17 protein-coding genes and 1 tRNA gene are annotated in these 14,140 nt (G+C 63.1%); 13 read left to right on the top strand and 5 right to left on the bottom strand.

Annotated elements, in window-relative coordinates:
- Positions 1-46: 46 nt before the first annotated feature.
- Together AC1ECK_RS02880 and AC1ECK_RS02875 are read right to left on the bottom strand one after the other, a co-directional pair.
- Complete coding sequence (locus AC1ECK_RS02880) at positions 47-715, bottom strand: 3'-5' exonuclease family protein (RefSeq protein WP_480315687.1); 669 nt, start codon at positions 713-715, stop codon at positions 47-49.
- Positions 712-1,356: an MBL fold metallo-hydrolase gene (locus tag AC1ECK_RS02875; protein ID WP_480315685.1), complete on the bottom strand. Its 645-nt coding sequence runs from the start codon at positions 1,354-1,356 to the stop codon at positions 712-714. Before AC1ECK_RS02875 ends, AC1ECK_RS02880 begins: the two co-directional genes overlap by 4 nt.
- A 622-nt stretch (positions 1,357-1,978) precedes the next feature.
- Between AC1ECK_RS02875 and AC1ECK_RS02870 the strand changes: the two genes are divergently transcribed.
- Positions 1,979-2,581 (top strand): septal ring lytic transglycosylase RlpA family protein, encoded by a 603-nt coding sequence (locus AC1ECK_RS02870; RefSeq protein WP_480315683.1) that lies wholly within the window; start codon positions 1,979-1,981, stop codon positions 2,579-2,581.
- Between the two features lie 128 nt (positions 2,582-2,709).
- Here AC1ECK_RS02870 and rsmI read toward each other — a convergent pair whose 3' ends face one another.
- A complete protein-coding gene (gene rsmI / locus AC1ECK_RS02865) occupies positions 2,710-3,612 on the bottom strand; it encodes a 16S rRNA (cytidine(1402)-2'-O)-methyltransferase (RefSeq protein ID WP_480315681.1) in 903 nt (300 codons plus the stop codon).
- Between rsmI and AC1ECK_RS02860 the strand changes: the two genes are divergently transcribed.
- The 5 genes from AC1ECK_RS02860 to AC1ECK_RS02840 all read left to right on the top strand — a co-directional run bounded on the left by AC1ECK_RS02860 (position 3,611) and on the right by AC1ECK_RS02840 (position 6,157).
- Complete coding sequence (locus tag AC1ECK_RS02860) at positions 3,611-4,069, top strand: YraN family protein (protein ID WP_480315679.1); 459 nt, start codon at positions 3,611-3,613, stop codon at positions 4,067-4,069. The genes rsmI and AC1ECK_RS02860 overlap by 2 nt on opposite strands.
- Before the next feature lie 183 nt (positions 4,070-4,252).
- Positions 4,253-4,840: a phosphoheptose isomerase gene (locus AC1ECK_RS02855; protein ID WP_480315677.1), complete on the top strand. Its 588-nt coding sequence runs from the start codon at positions 4,253-4,255 to the stop codon at positions 4,838-4,840.
- A gap of 20 nt (positions 4,841-4,860) precedes the next feature.
- The gene (locus AC1ECK_RS02850) at positions 4,861-5,649 is read left to right on the top strand and encodes a BON domain-containing protein (RefSeq protein WP_480315675.1); all 789 of its coding nucleotides are present in this window, start codon (positions 4,861-4,863) and stop codon (positions 5,647-5,649) included.
- Positions 5,646-6,017, top strand: coding sequence for a c-type cytochrome (locus tag AC1ECK_RS02845; RefSeq protein WP_480315672.1), 372 nt, complete (start codon positions 5,646-5,648; stop codon positions 6,015-6,017). Before AC1ECK_RS02850 ends, AC1ECK_RS02845 begins: the two co-directional genes overlap by 4 nt.
- 64 nt (positions 6,018-6,081) lie before the next feature.
- Positions 6,082-6,157: transfer RNA gene (locus AC1ECK_RS02840), tRNA-Ala, on the top strand.
- Positions 6,158-6,264: 107 nt separating this feature from the next.
- Here AC1ECK_RS02840 and AC1ECK_RS02835 read toward each other — a convergent pair.
- Entirely contained in the window at positions 6,265-6,735 is a 471-nt protein-coding gene (locus AC1ECK_RS02835; protein ID WP_480315670.1) for an SRPBCC family protein, read from the bottom strand.
- A gap of 398 nt (positions 6,736-7,133) precedes the next feature.
- Between AC1ECK_RS02835 and AC1ECK_RS02830 the strand changes: the two genes are divergently transcribed.
- The 3 genes from AC1ECK_RS02830 (at position 7,134) to AC1ECK_RS02820 (ending at position 8,373) form a co-directional block, all read left to right on the top strand.
- Positions 7,134-7,499 (top strand): DUF190 domain-containing protein, encoded by a 366-nt coding sequence (locus tag AC1ECK_RS02830; RefSeq protein ID WP_480315668.1) that lies wholly within the window; start codon positions 7,134-7,136, stop codon positions 7,497-7,499.
- 74 nt (positions 7,500-7,573) lie between these two features.
- On the top strand, positions 7,574-7,957 hold the full coding sequence (locus tag AC1ECK_RS02825) for a hypothetical protein (RefSeq protein WP_480315666.1): 384 nt from the start codon (positions 7,574-7,576) through the stop codon (positions 7,955-7,957).
- Positions 7,958-7,998: 41 nt separating this feature from the next.
- Positions 7,999-8,373, top strand: coding sequence for a DUF190 domain-containing protein (locus tag AC1ECK_RS02820; RefSeq protein ID WP_480315664.1), 375 nt, complete (start codon positions 7,999-8,001; stop codon positions 8,371-8,373).
- A 20-nt stretch (positions 8,374-8,393) separates the two neighbouring features.
- Here the strand turns inward: AC1ECK_RS02820 and AC1ECK_RS02815 are convergent, their stop codons facing one another.
- Entirely contained in the window at positions 8,394-10,346 is a 1,953-nt protein-coding gene (locus AC1ECK_RS02815; RefSeq protein WP_480315662.1) for a hypothetical protein, read from the bottom strand.
- Positions 10,347-10,962: 616 nt separating this feature from the next.
- On the opposite strand from AC1ECK_RS02815, the gene AC1ECK_RS02810 reads away from it, so the two are divergent.
- The 4 genes from AC1ECK_RS02810 to AC1ECK_RS02795 are packed head-to-tail and all read left to right on the top strand — an operon-like array spanning position 10,963 to position 14,133.
- Positions 10,963-11,535, top strand: coding sequence for a TetR/AcrR family transcriptional regulator (locus AC1ECK_RS02810; RefSeq protein WP_480316446.1), 573 nt, complete (start codon positions 10,963-10,965; stop codon positions 11,533-11,535).
- A gap of 59 nt (positions 11,536-11,594) precedes the next feature.
- A complete protein-coding gene (locus AC1ECK_RS02805; protein ID WP_480315660.1) occupies positions 11,595-12,458 on the top strand; it encodes an oxidoreductase in 864 nt (287 codons plus the stop codon).
- A gap of 11 nt (positions 12,459-12,469) precedes the next feature.
- Positions 12,470-13,420 carry an oxidoreductase gene (locus AC1ECK_RS02800; protein WP_480315658.1) on the top strand — a complete coding sequence of 317 codons (951 nt, stop codon included), beginning with the start codon at positions 12,470-12,472 and terminating at the stop codon, positions 13,418-13,420.
- On the top strand, positions 13,417-14,133 hold the full coding sequence (locus AC1ECK_RS02795; RefSeq protein ID WP_480315656.1) for an NAD-dependent epimerase/dehydratase family protein: 717 nt from the start codon (positions 13,417-13,419) through the stop codon (positions 14,131-14,133). The genes AC1ECK_RS02800 and AC1ECK_RS02795 overlap by 4 nt, the downstream gene beginning before the upstream one ends.
- Positions 14,134-14,140 lie beyond the last annotated feature (7 nt).

Raw genomic sequence — 14,140 nt, 5'->3', positions numbered from 1 at the left:
GTGAAAACGAAACGCAATGTAAAACGGCCCTAGCGAGGGAGATTACCTAATTTGCCGGTTTGACGGCGACATTTTGCCCTGTGCCGTCCCCATCTTTTGCGGCTGCGGTGGCCGCAGCCGCTGCGGCAATCGCGCTCGTGTGGCCGGCCAGGGCGGCCTGGTTGCCGCGCAGTTCGGCGAGCATGTTGCAGAACAGGGCGCCTTGTTCGATCGCATCGTCGAGCGCGACGTGGGTGTGCGGGTGTTCGTCGAACCACCGCTGCGGCAAGCGCGGCTTGATGCATTTGCGATAGGGCAGACCGGTCATCGCAAACGCAAGTGTCTTGATGTCGAGCGCCGACCATGAAAATGGGCAGCGGCCGGTGAAGCGCATCATGTACCAGAACATGAAGGTGAAATCGAAGCCGGCCGGCATCGCCACGAAGACCGGCTTGCCGGGCAGCGCCTCGACCCACGTCACGTACGCTTCCAACGCCTTGGCGGGTTGCTGCAGATCCACGCGGCAGGCGGCCCAGGCCTCGGGCTGGGTCTTCCACCATGCGTCCTGGACCGGGTGGGGGCTCGCGCCCTCCAGCAGTTCGAGGTTCGCCGAGAAGGTGCCGATCAGTTGTTTGTCTTCGGTATAGGCCGCCGAGGCGAAACTGAGCATGGAGTGCGGGCCGGGGATCGGACCGTCCGCTTCGACATCGGTGCTCACATAGATTTCGGCGCTCATGCGCTGACTCCATCTGCGACATACGGGTTCGTGCGGCGCTCGGCGCCGAACGTCGAGGTGGGCCCGTGGCCGGGCACGAAGGTGACGTCGTCGCCAAGCGGCCAGAGTTTTTCGCGGATCGAGCGAATCAGGTCGGCATGATTGCCGCGCGGAAAATCGGTGCGGCCGATCGAGCCGGCGAACAGCACGTCGCCCACCAGCGCGAGCCGGTGCGCGCGACTAAAGAAGATCACATGGCCGGGCGTATGGCCGGGGCAGTGGTAGACCTCCAGCGTTTCATCGCCGAACTGGACGGTGTCGCCGTCCTGCAGCCAGCGGTCCGGTTCGAACGCCTGCGCGGCCGGGAAGCCGAAGCGCGTGCTTTGGTCCGGCAGCTTGTCGAGCCAGAAGCGTTCGTCAGGATGCGGGCCGTCGATCGGCACACCGTAATGCATGGCCAACGTCTTCGCGCCGGCACAGTGATCGATATGGCCGTGCGTCAGGAAGACCTTTTCCACCGAGACATTCTGGCGTTTGACCTCGCCCTGGATGACCTCGAGATCGCCGCCTGGATCGACGACGGCGGCGCGTCCCGTTGCCTCGCAAACGAGCAGCGAGCAGTTCTGCTGGAACGGCGTGACAGGGATCAGAGTGACTTTCATGAGGACGGTGAGCCGCGGCAAAAACGTTGATTGTACCGGCGCTGCCGGGCTCCGCCGATATGCCGGATGGCTGGTCCGCAATGCCTATTTTTGCATCAATAGTGAAAATTCATCAGAGTTATCAGCACCTTGACATCTCGAAATTATCTTTTGGGTATAATGCGCCCTAGTGTACGGAAAACGTACTGCCAAAAAGCGATGCGTCCCCATGAAAAATGGAGCGCTGATCGTCGTCAAGTAAGTGCCGTCGGTGTTCTCGACGGCAAATCGAGCATCGGATGCGTCCGATGCGCACGTCTCGTCCAGCCAGGTGCCACGCGCCTGCAACGGTTTACTGCCGTGACGCTGGGTGGGGCCTACGCCGCCGTTCCTGCGCGCTCGTATTGAGCGCTCAAGAACGTGATTGCCACGTTCGATGGCGGCTTGTGGGGTCTGGTCAGGCTGCCGGGGACAGGTTGCGCCAGACGTGAAAATTAACCGTGCGGGAGCGGCAGCGTATGCCGCGTGCGGGCTTCGGCGTACTGCGCATTGCTGCGCGGCGCGTAGTCGTTCGCCTTCCGCCGGAGTCGCAGCAACACGCAGCTATCGCGTGATGCGGCTCGACATTGTGATTGCACGTCTTATGAAAACTCGGTCGTCCCGAAGTATGGGGAGTCTTTTTGCCTTTTTTGTGCTCGCAGGGTGCGCAGTGCCCCCGAACGCGGCCAATCAGGCAAGTAACCCGCCGCTCAGCACCCGGAGCGCGCAAGCAGGCGGCGCGGGCGCATTCGCTCCGCAAGCCTTCGGTTCGCCTGCCGCAGCGGCTTCTGGCGCCAGCGCTACTTCGCTAGCCGACGCCCAGCCCCTCGGGGCTTCAGGCCCTAGCGCAGCCGGCTACCACGAAACCGGCCGCGCCTCCTGGTACGGCAGGTTCTTCCACGGCCGCCGCACCGCGAACGGCGAGCGCTTCGACATGCATGCGCTCACGGCCGCGCACCGCACGCTCCCGCTTGGCTCGTATGTGCGCGTGACCAATCCGGCCACCGACCGTTCGGTGGTCGTCCGCATCAACGACCGCGGGCCGTTCGCGCGCGGACGGGTGATCGATCTGTCCATGGCAGCGGCGACGGTGTTGCATATGCAGCACGCCGGTACGGCGCGCGTGCAGATCGAAGGTTTGACGCCGCAGGAGGCCAAGACGGAACAGGCCGAGATGCTGGCGTCGAGCGGCAACGACGTCAAATGATGTAACTGAGGCGGCGGCTTACCGCTTTCTTTGCTTCCCGATCTGCTGCTTACCTCCACGCTTCACCCCACGCGCGGCCAGGCCTGCCGCTCGCGTGTGGGTTTGAAGAGCGCCGCTCGCGCGGCACTTCAGTCTTCGCTTTCCTCGCCTTCGTCGTCCTCATCTTTCTTCAAGGCGAGCGCGCGCGTGTACAACGCGTTGCGCGACACACCCGTGATGGCCGCCGCGACCTTCGCCGCGCTACTCACCGTCAGTTCTTCCAGCAGGATGCCCAGCAACACGTCGTGGTCGTGTTCGCCTGCAGCTTGCGCCTGCGCACCTTCCACCACCAGGACAAATTCGCCGCGCTGCCGGTTCGGGGCTTCGGCCAGCCACGTTGGCCCTTCGGCCAGGGTGCACTGATGCAGCGCCTCATGTAACTTTGTCAGCTCACGGGCGATCAGCAATTTGCGGGCGCCGCCGAATGCTTCGCCGAGTGCCTCGACCGTTTCCACGATGCGATGCGGCGCTTCGTAGAAGACCATCGCGTGCGAATGCGTCGCGAGCGGCTGCAGCATTGCTGCGCGTTGCTTTGCCTTGGGCGGCAAAAAACCCAGAAACGAGAAGGTGGCAACCCAATCGCCTGCGGCGGAGAGGGCCGTGGCGAGCGCGCTCGCGCCCGGCAACGGAATCACTGGGAAGCCGGCTTCGCGCACGGCGTCGACGAGCTTTGCGCCGGGGTCCGAAATACCGGGGGTGCCGGCGTCGGACACGTAAGCGACCCGCTCGCCCGCCTGCAGATGTTCGACGATGCGCAGCGCAGCGGCGCGCTCGTTGTGCTGATGCACGGCGAGGAGCGGTTTCGAGATGCCGTAGCGCGCCAGCAGTTGGCCGGTATTGCGGGTGTCCTCGGCGGCGATGCGGTCCACCAGTCCCAGCACATGCAGTGCGCGCAACGTGATGTCCGCGACGTTGCCGATCGGCGTCGCCACCACATAGAGCGCGGCGGCAGGATATTGCTGCCCTTGCGCAAGTTCGGAGAGAGGGGTCATGAGGCAGAAGACGCAGACAGACGGAGCAAGGCCGACATTGTGCCACGCAGCGGCAGAGGGTTCGGCACCCCTCGCGAACGCTCACAACTTTTTGGGGCGCGCTGGGTCCAAAGACGTCGGAGCGGCTTTTGAGGCCCACGCCCTGGTGTTTTTGCAACGTCAGCGTTTGCGTCTGGTCGCGCGCAATGTGGTGTGCCGCGGCGGCGAGATCGATCTGGTGATGCGCGAGCGCGACGGCGCGCTGGTGTTCGTCGAAGTCCGCGCGCGGGCGCAGCGGCGCTATGGCGGAGCGGCCGCGAGCATTGGCTGGCAGAAACGGCAACGGCTGGTGCGGGCCGCGCGGCATTATCTGGCGACTCGCGTGGGCGCTGTGCCGGCGTGCCGTTTCGATGTGGTCGCGTTCGAAGGAGGGCGGCTCGTGTGGCTGCGCGATGCGTTTCGCGCCGACGAAGTCTAAGCCGCTGCGCGGAGATTGCACCTGAGTGCGATAAACTTGCGCTCGCGTGCGGGTGGCACGGTGTTGCATCATTTGCGATGCCCGGTCATGCATGGGCGCTGCCTGCACCTTCAGCTACAACAACATGTCTTCACAACAGGGCCGCTTGAGAGCGGTTCATACGCGGTAAAAGATAGAGACTCGATGTCAGTCGAACGCATTCAACAGCACTTCCGCGACAGCGCGGCGGTCAAACTCGAAGCCCTCGAAACCTTGTCGATGCCGATTGCCGCTGCGATCGACACGATGTTTATGGCGCTTGCCAATGGCAACCGCATTCTTGCGTGCGGCAACGGCGGTTCCGCTGCCGACGCACAACATTTCGCTGCCGGGCTGATCGGCCGCTTCGAACGTGAACGGCCCGGCTTGCCGGCGATTGCGCTGACTACCGACACCTCAGTGATCACCGCGATCGCCAACGACTACGCGTTCGAGCAGATCTTCTCGAAGCAGGTATGGGCGCTTGGCCAGCCAGGCGATGTGTTGCTTGCCATCACGACCTCGGGCAATTCGGCGAACGTGCTGGCCGCAATCGAGGCGGCGCACGAGCGCGAGATGATCGTCGTGGCGCTGACCGGCAAGGGCGGCGGCAGGGTACACGAGGTGCTGGCCGATACCGACATCCAGATTTGCGTGCCCTCCGATCGCACCGCGCGCATTCAGGAAGTGCATTTGCTGACCATCCATTGTCTGTGCGACGGCATTGATGCCATGTTGCTGGGCGAAGACTGATTCTGAAGGAGAGCTAGTTGATGAGCGTATTTCGCATCAAGACGACACTGGTGAGAACGACACTGGTGGTGGGGCTGGCGGCCGGGCTGTCCGCGACGTTGCAGGGGTGTTTTCTGCTGGTGGCCGGCGCGGCGGGTGGCGGCGCATTGATGGCGACCGACCGGCGCACGCTCGGTGCGCAAACCGAAGATCGGGAGATCCAGGTGAAATCGCTCGCGCAGATCAATCAGAATTTGCCGCAGGCGGCGCACGTCAACGTGACGGTGTTCAACCGGCGCGTGCTGCTGACCGGCGAAGTGCCGGATGACGCATCGAAGCAGAAGGCCGAGCAGATCGTGCGCTCGCTCAACAACGTCAATGCGATCGTCAACGAGTTGACGATCGGGCCGGCGGCCGAGCTGTCCTCGCGGACCAACGATTCGTACCTTGAAACACGGGTCAAGACTGCGCTGATCGCCGAGAAGAACATTTCGGCGAACAACTTCAAGGTGGTGAGTGAGAACGGCTCGGTGTATCTGATGGGCCTCGTCACGCGTGATGAAGGCGCGCGCGGCGCTGACGTGGCGAGCCGCGTGCCTGGCGTGACGCAGGTGGTGAAGGTGTTCCAGTACATCCTGCCGGAAGACGCCAACGCAGCGACCGCCGCGGCATCCAGCGCGCCGGCTGCGCCGCCTCCGCCGACGACCGATGCGACGGTCGGCGCGGTGCCGGATGCTTCGGTGAGTTCGCGGCCGCTCGATCAGCAGGCGCCGGCGCCCGTGACGAATTCGACCCAGGTGCATCCGGGCAATCCGGCGGTGAGCCAATGAAGCGGGGTGGACTCTTTTCGCGCCGCGTCGTCCGGGGTGGATTGCTGGGCGTGGGGGCGGCGCTGGCGCTGTCCGGTCTGGCTGCAACGGCGCGTGCCGATGACGCTCCGCGCGGTTTGACGATCGCGCGCTCCAATGCGTGCATGGGTTGTCATGCGGTGGATCGCAAGCTGGTTGGCCCGTCGTTCCAGCAGATCGGTGTTAAGTACAAGGGTGACGCCAAGGCGCCGGTCAAGCTGGCGCTGAAGGTGAAGAATGGCGGCTCGGGTGTGTGGGGCGCGATTCCGATGCCGGCCCACCCGGCGATGAGCGATGCGGATATTCGTACGGTGGTGGATTGGGTGCTGGCCGGCTCGCCTTCGAAGTGACTTTTTCATGTACTGGGCCGCTTGGCAAAAGCGAAAAACCTTGTGCTAGAATCATTTGGTCGTTGGGGGGGTAGCTCAGCTGGGAGAGCGTCGCGTTCGCAATGCGAAGGTCGGGAGTTCGATCCTCCTCCTCTCCACCAACCAGAATTCCAAAGGGTTACAGGTGATTTGCCTGTAACCCTTTTGTGTTTTTGGCATCAGCATTGGCTTCACCTTCCACCTCGATCCACACGACGCGCATTCCCCCTCACTGCCGAATCTCAGCCTCCACCAACGCCGCCAGCAACCCAAGCGACTCCTGCCACCCAAGATAGCAAGCCTCGGCCGGAATCGCCTCAGGAATCCCCTCAGGAATCCCCTCAGGAATCCCCTGCTGAACGACGCTCAGTTCGGTCCCACAAAACACCGCTCGCAGCGACACCGTGGTCTGCATCCCACCCGGCAAGTTAGGATCATCGAATCTACCCGTGTACTGAATGCGCTCGTGCGGCACCAGTTCGAGATACTCCCCGCCGAACGAGTGGCTATCGCCCGTGGTGAAATTCGTGAACGACATCCGATAGACCCCGCCCACCTGCGCGTCCAATTGATGAACCTTGCCGGTAAACCCATTCGGTGGAAGCCACTTGGCCAGGGCGTCGGCGTCGAGGAATGCACGATAGATACGCTCGGGCGCGGAGCGAACGACGCGGTGAAGGTGGATGGTTTGTCCAGGCATGATTGACTCCAGAAGCGGAGGGCAGTCCTCCGATCCTACACGACGCATGAGCGACCGCGGAATCGACACGCAGTCACTCAAGGTTGTCTCACCCCATAGTCCTAAAGTCTCGATCGTTTATGGTACACAGAGATTTTTAATGTGAGATGAAAGCTAGAAAAAATGAACAGATAAAGCATTTTTCATAGGTTACGGGTAGCTTAAATTCCACACCGTCACCAACGCGAACCATGACGGCGCATTCGTTTCGTGCGCACCGTCGATCCATTTCCTATCCTTATCTTCAGCACCATGAGTCGGTAAGCCGTGGCGAACCGCGAGAACCGTCGCTCGCGGCAGCAGCACCGCCACTCTCACCCGTGCCGTCGCGCACCCCCAGGGACCTGATGGAGGTCCTCATGAAAGGCAGTCAGTTGACCGTGTTTGCGGACAATCAGAGCCATCGCAAGGCTCACATGACGCTCGTCGAGTGGATTCTCACCCAGGTCACAAAAGCGGGCATCGAGGGCGCGACCGTGATGGAGGTCAGCGAGAGCATCGACGTGCACGGCAAGTACCACGCGGCGCGTTTTTTCGAACTGGTGGACCAACCGGTCGTGGTGACGGTAGCGGCCGACGATGCGCGTATCGATGCGCTGCTCGATGACCTGCGCCACGGCGGCGTGCGGCTGTTCTACACGCGCTGTCCCGTCGAATACGAAGTGCTTGGCATGCAGAAACCGGCAAGCGTTGCAGGGGACCAGAGTAACGCGCTAAAGCGCTAACTCCAGTCGACAGCTTTGCATCGGACTCAAGTAAGCGCTAAAGCTCTAACTTGGGTCGACACAGGAGAGTAACCATGAACGGTATCCCTAGACTATTGCATGACCGGGGTTTGTTCGACGTCGCGTTCGCCCAGGTCCGGCATATCGACGCGTCGGTGCGTGAAGGCGCGATGTTCGGCTGCCCCGCAGCCTTTGTCGGCGCGCGCCTGGCGTTTTGCGTGTACGGCAGCGGTATCGGCATCAAGCTCCCGGCTGTGCGCGCCGCCGCGCTGGTCGACGCGGGCCGCGCCTTCGCTTTCCAGCCCTACGGCAAGGCGCCGATGCGCGAGTGGATCGAAATTCGCATCACGCGCGACCGCATCGCTGAAATCACCGGCGTGCTCGCCGAGGCCATCGAATACGCGCGCCATGTCCCGCGCCGCACCATCGAGCGCAGCGGTACCCATGCACTAGAATGAAAGAGGCGCAGCAGATCGTTGAAGCGCGGGAAGATGCAGCCATGAACGGCTATCAACTGACGTTCTATACGGAGAAGAACCGCAGGCACGGTCATCAGACCGTCTGCGAATGGTTGCTGCAGAAAATTCGTGAACTCGGCATCTGCGGCGCGACCGTGATCAATTGCGCCGAGGGTATCGGTCATGCGGGTGCGCGTCACGCCGCTCATGTGCTCAAACTCACCGATCAACCGCTGCAAATCATCCTCGCGGTGACCGCGGAGGAAGCCGAACGGCTGCTGGAGATCGTCCGCACCGAAGGGGTCCATGTGTTCTATGTGCGCTACCCGGTCGAGTTCGGCATCATCGCAGGCGACCTGCCGAACCCGGCCAAACCCGCGCACGCACCGCGTCAGCCGTCGTCCACGCAAGGCTAAAGCGGCGCATTGCAGCGCGCTTAGTTCGCCACGTACCCCGTCGGCGTCGTCACATTCGCTTTGGCAACCGCTGCGTTGTTCGACACCACATACACCGGCGCTTCCGTCAGGTTGAGCGTCAGCGTGCCGTTGCTGTAGCTCACCGGCAGAGGGTTGCCCATCATGTCGATGACCTTCACGGTGCCGCTGGTGCCCGGCGCATCGACGGTGAGGCTGTACGGCACGCTATACGTCGAGCTGAAGCCCGTGCTCGCGTTCCACACGTTATTGTTGTGGGTCCACAGCGCAGTAATCACCGAACCGTTGCCGAGCTGCTGGAACGCGTAAGCGTAGACGCCGGACGGCGTGCCGTTGACCGGCCCCAGCGTGTTGGTGCCGTCCAGCACGTGCGTCAACGCGCTCACGGCCATCGCGGCCGGCTTCGGGCTGATGTTGGTCGCACCGAACGCGCCTTGCGCATCGGCGAGGTCGAAGAACGTGCCGTAGCCCACTTCGCCCGGATAGTCCGCGCCGTAGAACACGTAGGTCTGATCGACCCCTTCACCCAGCATGATGATGTGCGTACGCGCCACCACAGCCGCTTGCGCGAACAGGATGTTGGCAGTCGGATAGTTCGGACCATACGAGCTGCCGAGGTCGTAGCTAATGCCCACCTCGGTCTGGAACAGCTTCATCCCGGACTTGTAGTCCGTCACCATTTCCGTGCGCAGGGCGCGGATCTCGTTCATCAGCGCGTTGGCGGCGTTCGCCGGGTTCGGGTCGGTGGCGAGGCGCTCAGGCGGATGCGAGGGCGAGGTGCCCGCGTCGTAGTAGCCGTGCGTCGAGATGCCGTCGATGTAGCTGCCGAAGCCAAGCGATGCAATACGCTTCAGGCGCGTGGTCGTGAGTGACGGGAACGCGTCGGTCGGGCCCATTACCACCGCGTGCGGGTCGGTCGAATGGATGCCCTGATAGACCGATTGATACAGCGCGACAAAGTTGGCGTCCGTATCGTTCCAGAACTGGTTCGGTTCCCACGTCACCTGGTAGTAGTTGTTCAACTGGTTCGGGAAATAGGTAGTGCGAATCGTATTGGATTCCGTACCCACCCGGCTCATGTAACTCTGGTAGTACGAAAGGCTCGTCGGCGGATTGGTGTCGTCTTCGAACGCGCCGGTCGGGCTCGCCCAGGCGGGAATGCCGTCCAGACGGATCAGTCGCATCACCTTGCCCGACGTATAGAACGGATCGAGGTTGTTGGCGGCCGGGTTGAAGGTGTTCGCTGCGTTCGGCTCCATCACGGAGAGCTGACGGTTGTCGATCGTCGAAGAGATGCCGAGGTCGGCGAGCAGCGGACCGTTGTCGTTCTCGCCCTGCATGCCGAAGCGGTGTTCGTCCTGATGGGCATAGGTCACAGCAGGCACGACGCCGGACAGGTTCGGCAGCACGCCGAACGTGGCGATACCTGTGGGGCGGGTGCCGGCCGAAGGCAGTTGGCCGCCGTTGGCCGCCAGCGTGGCGGACGCCGCGAAATAGCCAGCGAGCGTCGAGGTGCAACTGAGCGTGCTGGCGACGGGGCCGCTCGCTACCGGGAAGCTGCCGTTCGCCGCGACATTGCCGAGCTGGTCGCTGACCGCCCAGTTCACCTTGTCGGCGGAGGGCGCGTGGGTGGTGAATACGAGCTGGAAGGTGCTGCCCGAGGCGAACATGCGGGTGGCGTCGGCGCTGGGCGTATCGGCGGAAATCAGTGCGCTGCCTGCGGCCGCGCTGGCGCTGCTGGGTGCCTGGCAGGACATCGTTTCGCCCGCCTGAGTGTTGGCGGTCAAGGTGGCGCTTGTCGTGCCGTTCGTCGAGCCTGAGGTCGTGCTGCCGCTCGCCGTCGAGCTCGTGCCGTTGTTCGCCGTGGCGCTGTTGCCGCTGCCGGAGCCGCCACCACCGCCGCAGCCGGCCAGCACGAGTAACAAGGAAGAAAGCAGTAACGAAGGGTATTTCATCTGTACGGAGCAAAGTATGAATACCGGTCTGGCGGCGTTTTGCATCAGATGCGTCGCTGCGCGGACCCATATCGGGTTTGACTTCAGACAGGCGATGCTGGAGCGCAGCTTCAGGCGATCGCTGCCCGCAGATATCGGTGGTTCGAGGCGCGAGGTACGGACGCCTGGTGCGTCGCCCGCGCGAACTTACCGATGTTGGAGGTGGTTAGTTTTTTGCCCGCTGAATCCTACCGAACGAAATTTATTAGGTCTGCATAAAAGACGTAACGACCTGTAACGTATGAACAATCTCTCGGTTTCAGCGCGAAAAGATGCACCATGCCTGTGAAACGAGGGTCAAACGCTATTCGAATCGTCCGCACGAGAGCGTGTTTCGAGGAGAAATTGTTGCGCCACTTTTTATAATGCATACCTAAATATTGGCTGAGCAGTGAAACTGCCGAATCGTCAGGACATTTCAAATATCTTTCATCCCATGCCAGGCGCACGCTAAAGCAGGTGAACCGATCGGCAGGCAGCATTGCTGCCCAGCCGTCGCAAATTTGTCTTGAACAAGTGGGTTCGTGCGATTATGATTGAGCAATCACTCATTTATTTCATCGAGTCAGAATCCAGCATGGCCCGTCCGAAGAGCGAAGACAAACGCAACGCCATCCTTGCCGCCGCCGCCCAGGTGATCGCCGAGCAGGGCCTAGGTGCACCTACCGCGCGGATTGCCAAGGTCGCCGGCGTGGCGGAAGGCACGCTCTTTACCTACTTCGAAAGTAAGGACGTGCTGCTCAACGAGCTGTACCTCGACATCAAGTCCGCAATGCGCGAAATCATGATGACGGCCTACCCGAAATCCGAGAGCATCGAGAAGCGCGCACGGTATGTGTGGCAGCAATACGTGGACTGGGGCGTCGCCTTTCCGGACAAGCGCCGGGCCGTCGCTCAACTGGCGGTTTCCGACCGCCTGAGCGAGCAGACCCGGGCGATCGGCCTGCAGGCATTCGCCGACGTCAACGAGATGATGAAGATGAGTATTGCCAGTGGCGTGATGCGCGATCAGCCGCCGGCTTTCGTGGCGGCAATCATGGGTTCGCTGGCGGAGACCACCATGGAATTTATCGAACGCGATCCCGCTCAGGCGGAGCGCTATCGCGCCGCTGGCTTCGAGGCGTTCTGGCACGCTGTCGCCATGCTGTGAAGTTTTTTTGTGTAGTTAATGAGTGATTACGCGCTCATCTAAATGGAGGAATAGGCATCATGGCAAAAGTCTGGCTGGTTACCGGTAGCGCTCGCGGACTCGGGCGCAAGATTGTCGAAGCGGCTTTGGCAGCGGGCGAGCGCGTGGTCGCGACGGCGCGCGATCCGCGCCACCTCGCGGATCTGGTCGAGCGCTTCGGCGAGCAGATTCGCGCGGTCGCACTGGACGTGACCGATTCCGCCGCCGCGCGCGCCGCCGTGCAAGCGGGACTCGAGGCGTTCGGGCGGCTCGACGTGGTCGTCAACAACGCGGGCTTCGGCCACCTGGCGGCGTTCGAGCAAGCCAGCGAGGAGGATTTCCGCGCCCAGATCGACACCAACTTCTACGGCGTGGTCAACGTCACGCGCGCGGCGTTGCCGATCCTGCGGCAGCAGCGCAGCGGCCACATCATCCAGATTTCGTCGGTGGGCGGCCGGATCGGCATTCCGGGGTTCAGCGCGTATCAGTCGGCCAAATGGGCCGTTGGCGGCTTTACCGAGGTGCTGAGCCAGGAAGTGGCGCCGCTCGGCATCAAGGTCACCGCGCTCGAGCCGGGTGGCATGAAAACCGAGTGGGCTGTCGAAGCACGCAGCGCGCAACCCGAGCTCCTGGAGGACTATGCTCCTTCTGTAGGCGCGGTTGTGCAGATGCTCGGCCAGTACGTCGGCCATGAGACGGGCGATCCGGCGAAAGTGGCTGAGGTCGTGCTGAAACTCGCATATCACGAGCAACCGCCGGTGCATCTGCTGCTCGGCAGCGACGCGCTGCACTACGCCGGCGAAGCCGATAAGGCGCGTGCGGCAAGTGGAGAAGCATGGCGCGAGGTCAGTCTGGCGACGGACTTTGCCGCCCCGGCGGCGCTGCCTGACTTCCCCAAACCCTGAGGGCGAGCAACATGGCTAACTGGACCACCGGCGATATCCCCCACCAGAGCGGGCGTCTCGCGGTGATCACCGGCGCGACCGGCGGACTCGGTTTCGAGACCGCGCTCGCGCTGGCCGCAGCGGGCGCGCGTGTCGTTCTGACCGGACGCAACGCGGCGAAGGGCAGCGCGGCGCTGGCGGCGATTCGCGCGCAACATCCGGCTGCGTCGATCCGTTACGAGCATCTCGATCTGGCGAGTCTCGCGTCGGTGCGCGAGTTCGCCGAGCGCTTTGTGCAGCAGCACGAGACGCTCGATCTGCTGATCAACAACGCGGGCGTGATGATGCTGCCCACGCGCCAAACCACCGCGGATGGCTTCGAACTGCAGTTCGGCACCAACTACCTGGGGCATTTCGCGCTGACGGCGCGTCTGCTGCCGGTGCTGCGCAACACCAGTCAGCCGCGCATCGTCAACCTGAGCAGCGTCGCCCACAAGCTGCGGGCCGCGATTCATTTCGACGATCTGCAATGGACGCGCCGCTACGACCCGTGGCTCGCCTATTCGCAATCGAAGCTGGCCATGCTGATGTTCACGCTGGAGCTACAGCGCCGCAGCGATGCGAATGGCTGGGGACTCCTCAGCAATGCATCCCATCCCGGTTATGCGCGCACGGATCTGATTGCCAACGGACCCGGTAGCGACTCGTTGATGCAGCGCTTGAGCAGCGTGACCATCGAGCCGCTGATGAGCCACTCGGCTGCCGCCGGCGCGCTGCCCACGCTGTATGCCGCCACCGCGCCCGACGCCAAACCGGGCGGCTATTACGGGCCGACCGGCATGCTGGAACTGAAGGGCCCACCCGGGGCCGCCGCGATTGCGTCACGAGCGCAAGACCTCGCGGTTGCCGCGCGCCTGTGGGGCATCTCTGAAACGCTGACCAACGTTCGTTGGCCCAGCACCCAAGCGGAGCGTGTGTCATGAGAGTGTTGTTGTTTGGTGCGACCGGCATGGTAGGGCAGGGCGTGCTGCGCGAATGCCTGCGAGCCGGCGACGTCGAATTCGTGCAGACGGTGGGCCGCTCGTCCACTGGCCAACTGGACCCGCGCCTGCACGAAATCGTTCATCCGGACATGTTCGACTATCGCGCCATCGAGTCGTCGCTGCAGGGCTTCGATGCGTGTTTCTTTTGTCTTGGCGTGTCGTCGTTCGGGATGAGCGAAGCGGACTATAGCCGCCTGACCTACGATCTGACGCTCGCGGCCGCACGCACGCTGGCCCGCCTCAACCCGCAGATGACTTTCGTCTACGTCTCGGGCCGCGGCACCGACAGCAGCGAGCAGGGCCGCAGCATGTGGGCTCGCGTGAAGGGGCGTACGGAGAACGCGCTCAAGCAGTTGCCGTTCCGCGCGGTTTATCTGTTCCGCCCGGGCGTCATCGAGCCGATGCATGGGATTCAGTCGAAGACCCGTCTGTACCGGTTGCTTTACCCGGCTTTGCGGCCGGTGATGGCGTTGCTGCACGCCTTCGCACCCGCCCATATCGTGACCACCGAGGAGGTGGGCCGCGCGATGCTGGCGCTGGCGCGCCGCGGCGTGACCGAGCGGGCGGTGCTGGAGCAGGCTGAGATCGGCGCACTGAGCCGCGGTCCGGCCGGTGCGGCGGGGACGCCGCCGCTCACGCCACGCGCAGGATGATGACTAG

The sequence above is a fragment of the Paraburkholderia sp. SSBN10T genome, assembly GCF_056619545.1.
The sequence above is the reverse complement of the archived record's forward strand: the minus strand, read 5'-3'. Positions and strand labels throughout refer to the sequence as shown.